The 4,864-nt window shown below is 65.8% G+C and carries 5 protein-coding genes and 1 pseudogene; 1 reads left to right on the forward strand and 5 read right to left on the reverse strand.

Features of this window, described 5'->3' with window-relative positions; translation table 11 throughout:
* The 3 genes from RT662_RS15380 to RT662_RS15390 form a co-directional block, all read right to left on the reverse strand.
* The coding region (locus RT662_RS15380; RefSeq protein ID WP_313671567.1) for an MlaD family protein at positions 1–956 on the reverse strand (956 nt) is incomplete at its 3' end.
* On the reverse strand, positions 956–1,753 hold the full coding sequence (locus tag RT662_RS15385) for an ATP-binding cassette domain-containing protein (RefSeq protein WP_313671568.1): 798 nt from the start codon (positions 1,751–1,753) through the stop codon (positions 956–958). The genes RT662_RS15380 and RT662_RS15385, both read right to left, overlap by 1 nt.
* Entirely contained in the window at positions 1,753–2,880 is a 1,128-nt protein-coding gene (locus RT662_RS15390) for an ABC transporter permease (RefSeq protein ID WP_313671569.1), read from the reverse strand. Before RT662_RS15390 ends, RT662_RS15385 begins: the two co-directional genes overlap by 1 nt.
* A 44-nt stretch (positions 2,881–2,924) precedes the next feature.
* Here RT662_RS15390 and RT662_RS15395 point away from each other — a divergent pair, with 44 nt between their 5' ends.
* Positions 2,925–3,641, forward strand: coding sequence for an HAD-IB family phosphatase (locus RT662_RS15395; protein ID WP_313671570.1), 717 nt, complete (start codon positions 2,925–2,927; stop codon positions 3,639–3,641).
* Here RT662_RS15395 and RT662_RS15400 read toward each other — a convergent pair.
* Together RT662_RS15400 and RT662_RS15405 are read right to left on the reverse strand one after the other, a co-directional pair.
* Positions 3,638–3,883 carry a CBU_0592 family membrane protein gene (locus tag RT662_RS15400; RefSeq protein WP_022679935.1) on the reverse strand — a complete coding sequence of 82 codons (246 nt, stop codon included), beginning with the start codon at positions 3,881–3,883 and terminating at the stop codon, positions 3,638–3,640. The two genes, RT662_RS15395 and RT662_RS15400, sit on opposite strands and share 4 nt — an antisense overlap.
* A pseudogene (locus RT662_RS15405) lies at positions 3,880–4,864 on the reverse strand (aconitate hydratase); the annotation flags it as partial. The gene RT662_RS15400 and the pseudogene RT662_RS15405, both read right to left, overlap by 4 nt.

Consider the following 4,864-nt stretch of genomic DNA (forward strand, 5'->3'; position numbering starts at 1 on the left):
GGCTCGCTCCCTTTGGGCGGTTGATATTCAGGCAGGCGGCGGCCACCGATCAGGGCGCCGGCCGGGTCATCATCCAGTTTCGCGGCGATTGCGCCCAGCCGCGAGGTGGTTTCGCGCAGTTCGCGGATCAGCTGGGTGGTTTCCGGAATGGTCTGGTTGGCCAGCATTTCAACGCCCGGCTGGGCGCTGCCGGCCAGGGCATCCACCTTGGCCAGCGTCGCATTGGCATTGGTGACAGTGCGCCGCAGATCAGCCGCGAGCGGGCGCAGATCGGAGTCCACCAGCGTTTGCCCGGAACCGGCCAGCGCCTCGATGCGCTGCAGGGTGGCGGTGGCCGCCGTCATGGTGGTGCGCGCTTCGGCCAGTGCCGCGGCCAGATCGGGCGCGCCCTTGGCCAGCGCGGCGGTAGCGATATCGGTGTTCTTCAATATGCCCGACAGCGCTTCGCGATTTTCGTCCTTCAGCACGTCGTTCAGCCGCTTGGTGAGCAGCGACACGTTCGACAGCACTTCCGGCGCCGTGGCGAGCAGATCGTTGAGGCCGCCGGTGCGTGGCGGGATCACCGGGGCGCCATCAGGGCCGAGCGCGGAGATCGGCTTGGCGCCTTGAACCGCACCATCCAGCTGGATCTGCGACACGCCGGTGAAGCCCACGCCTTCCACCCCGGCCGTGGTGCCTTCCAGCACCGGCACTTCGCCATCGATGTTGATGCGCACCCGCACAAATTCCGGGCGCTGCGGGAGCAGGCGGATCTGGGTGATCTTGCCCACGGTAACGCCGTTGAACTGCACCGGCGATCCCAGCGCCAGGCCGGTGATCGATTGCTTGAAATAAATATCGTACACCTTGCTGTCGCCGCCGGAAAAGCGCGCCAGCCACAGCACCATCAGGAAGATGCCCACCACCATGGCCAGCGCGATGCTGCCCACGATCACATAGTTGCTGCGGTTCTCCATCAGGTTGAATCCCCGGTTGCGGCCCGTCCGCGCGGGCCGCCGAAATATTCCTGCACCCACGGATGATCAAACGCGCGCAGTTGATCAACCGTGCCGCAGGCCAGCACCTTGCCGTCGCCCAATACTGCCACCCGGTCACAGATCGCGATCAACGTATCAAGATCGTGGGTGATCAGGAACAATGTGAGCCCCAACGTGTCTTTCAGCAGCTTGATGAGATTGTCAAAAGCCGCCGCCGAAATCGGATCGAGGCCTGCGGTTGGCTCATCCAGGAACAGTAGCGGCGGATCGAGCGCCAATGCGCGGGCAAGGCCGGCGCGCTTCTTCATGCCGCCCGACAGTTCCGACGGGAACTTGGTGCAGCTCTCCGCCGGCAGGCCAACCTGGCGCAGGCGGGCGGCGGCCAGCCCGTCCATCACCGCATCGGGCAGTGCCAGGAACTCGCGCATCGGCACTTCGATATTCTCGGCCACGGTGAGGCCCGAAAACAGCGCACCTTCCTGGAACAAGACGCCCCATTGCCGGCGCAAGGCCCGCTGCGCTTCCGGATCGGCGGCGAGCGCATCCTGGCCGAAGATGGAAACGCTGCCCGCCCGCGCCGGATTGAGCCCGATGATGGTTCGCATCAGCACCGATTTGCCGCTGCCCGAACCGCCAACGAGGCCCAGTATCTCGCCGCGCGCCACATCCAGATCAAGATGATCGTGCAGGACATGGTCGCCAAAGCCCGTCACCAGCCCACGCACGCGCACCGCCACATCGGCATCATCAGGCAAGGTCGCGGAGAGCGTAGCCATTAGTTGTAGCCCAGCGCGCTGAAGAAGAAGGCGAAGAAGGCATCGAACACGATGACGACGAAGATGGCTTCCACCACGGCCTGGGTGGTGCGGCTGCCCACTGATTCGGCGTTGCCGGTTACCTGAAAGCCGTGGAAACAGCCCATGATGGCGATGATGAAGCCGAACACCGGCGCCTTGATCATGCCGATGGTGAAATCGGAAACCAGGATCACTTCCTGCAGGCGGGTGATGTAGGAGGCCGGCGGCATCGCCAGTTCGCTCCAGGCAAACAGGCCGCCGGCGATCAGCGCACACATCCCGCCATAGAAGGCGAGGCCCAGCAGCATCAGCGAGCAGGCGATCACCCGCGGCACCACCAGCACCTCGATCGGATCGAGGCCGATGGTGCGCAGCGCATCGATTTCCTGGTTGAGCTTCATCGAACCGATCTGGGCCGCAAACGCTGATCCCGACCGGCCCGCCACCATGATGGCGGTGAGCAGGATGCCCAGCTCGCGCGTGGTGGCGCGGCCGATCAGGTTGACGGTGAACACCTCGGCCCCGAACTGGCGCAATTGCACGGCGCCCTGTTGTGCCACCACCAGGCCGACCAGGAACAGCAGCAGCCCGACAATACCCAGCGCGTTGACGCCGATGGCTTCGCCCTGATGCATCACGGCATGCCAGCGCAAGCGGCGGCGGCCAATCAGCGTCAAGGCAAGCACGACCAAAGTCTGTCCCAGAAAGGCGAGGAAGCCGCCGGCATTGTCGGCCTGGTGCACAACGGCCCGGCCGATCTGCTCCAGCCGGGCCAGCACCGGATTGCCCACATCGGCCCGGCGCTTCACGGGCGGCGGCGGCACGGTGAGGGCGCGGATCAGCCGATCGATATCGGGCGCAGCGCCTTGCACCCGCGCGGTGTGGCCGGCCTCGGTCCAGCGGTTGATCAGGCTGTTGATGGCCCAGGCACCCGCCGTATCGATGGCGGTCGTGGCCGAAAGATCCACGGCCACTCCCGGTGCGCGCGGCGGCACCGCAGCCAGTTCGTCGGCAAGCCTGGCCACATCATCGATGGTCAGCCGGCCGGACAGCACCACGCGGGCGCCGCCGTCGCCTGTGTCCTGCCAGCTGATGCTGCTGCCCATGATGGGCAAACTGGGCTATGCGGGAGCAAATGCCAAGGGGAACAATGACCTCAGTTCACACCGAAGTCGCGGTTTATGATCTGGACCGGACGCTGACCGACACCGGCAGCTGGGCGCCCTTCATCCGATTCTGGCTGACGCGCGAGGCACCGTGGCGGGTGCTGCTGCTGCCAATGGTGGCGCTGGGCGGCATTGCCTATGGGCTGGGCTGGCTGTCACGCGGACAGATCAAGAGCTGGTCGCATCGCTGGCTGATCGGTCCCCGCGTGGCGGAAGGCCGGCTGCTGGCCGTGGCTGACGCCTTTGCGCTGGGCTTTGTTGCCGATCATGCGCTGGCCCCGGCGCGGGCTGCGATCGCCGCCGATGCCGTGGCCGGTCGGTGGGTGGTGATCGCGTCGGCCAGCCATGCCTTTTACGTGCGCGCCATTGCGGCGCGCTTTGGCGTGGCCGATGTGGTGGCCACCGAAGCGCAACGTGATGGCGGCGCTGTCATGCCAGCGCTGGACGGCGCGAACTGCTATGGCGCAGCCAAGCGGGCGGCGCTGGAGGCCTGGCTGGCCGGGCAAGGTCTGACGGGCGCCGTGGTGCATTTCACCAGCGACCACCACAGTGATCTGCCGTGCTTTGAGCTGGCGCTGGAAACGGGCGGCACCGTATTGTGTGCCAACCCATCGGCGAAACTGGCTGCACTGGCGGCAGATCGGGGCTGGCCGGTGGCGCTGTGGGGCCGGATCCGGGGCAGTCTGCTGGAACGGGCCTAGGCTCGCCGCCGCCACAACGTGAACACGGCAATCCCGCACCAGATGATGTTGAGCACCATTGATGGGATGGCGCCGTGATAGGCCGTGTTCACCACGAAGCCGGCCGCGCCAACGAGGTTCAGCCACTGGAACAGCGGCGATTTGCCATCAAGGCGGCCAGCGCTGGCCAGCGCGTAGGCCGCCAGCACCAGCACCGCCCCGATCCAGCCTGCCGCCTCGATGGCGAGCGTTTGCCAATTCATGCTGCGGCGAGGTTGCGCAACACATAGGGCAGGATGCCGCCGGCGTAATAATATTCCAGCTCCTGCTCGGTATCGATCCGGCACAGCGCCTGGAAGCTGCCGGTGCTGCCATCGGCGCGGGTGAAACGCACTTCCAGCATCTGGCGCGGCTTCAGATTGGCAAGGCCGGTGATCTCGAACACTTCCTCACCGGTGAGGCCGATGCTCTTGCGGTCTGTGCCAGCGGCGAATTCCAGCGCCAGCACGCCCATGCCCACCAGGTTGGAACGGTGGATGCGCTCGAAGCTTTCGGCGATCACGGCGCGCACGCCGAGCAGCGTGGTGCCCTTGGCCGCCCAGTCGCGGCTGGAGCCGGTGCCATATTCCTTGCCGGCGACGACAACCAGCGGCGTGCCGTCCGCCTTGTAGGCCATGGCAGCATCATAGATGGCCAATTGCTCGCCCGACGGGATGTGGCGCGTCACGCCGCCTTCGACGCCCGGCACCATTTCGTTGCGGATGCGGATGTTGGCGAAGGTGCCGCGCATCATCACTTCATGGTTGCCGCGGCGCGCGCCATAGGAGTTGAACTCCGCCTTGGTCACTTGCCGCTCGGTCAGATAGCGGCCGGCCGGGCTCGATTCCTTGATGCTGCCGGCCGGGCTGATGTGATCGGTGGTGATGCTGTCGCCAAACACGGCCAGCGCGCGGGCGGCGATGATGTCTGCCACTGGGGCCGGGGTCATCGTCATGCCGTCGAAATAGGGCGGGTTCTGCACATAGGTGGATGCCGGGTTCCAGCGGTAGGTGGCACCGCCTTCCACCTTGATCGCCTGCCAGCGTTCATCGCCATCAAAGACGTTGGCATAGCGCGCGGCAAACATCTCGGGCGTCACGTTGGCCATCACCATGCCGGCGACTTCGGCGTTGGTGGGCCAGATGTCCTTCAGATAGACCGGGCCGTTGGTGCCTTCGCCGATCGGTTCCTTGGTCAGATCCTTG

This window comes from Sandarakinorhabdus sp., from assembly GCF_032115815.1.
In the GTDB taxonomy this organism is placed as follows: domain Bacteria; phylum Pseudomonadota; class Alphaproteobacteria; order Sphingomonadales; family Sphingomonadaceae; genus Sandarakinorhabdus.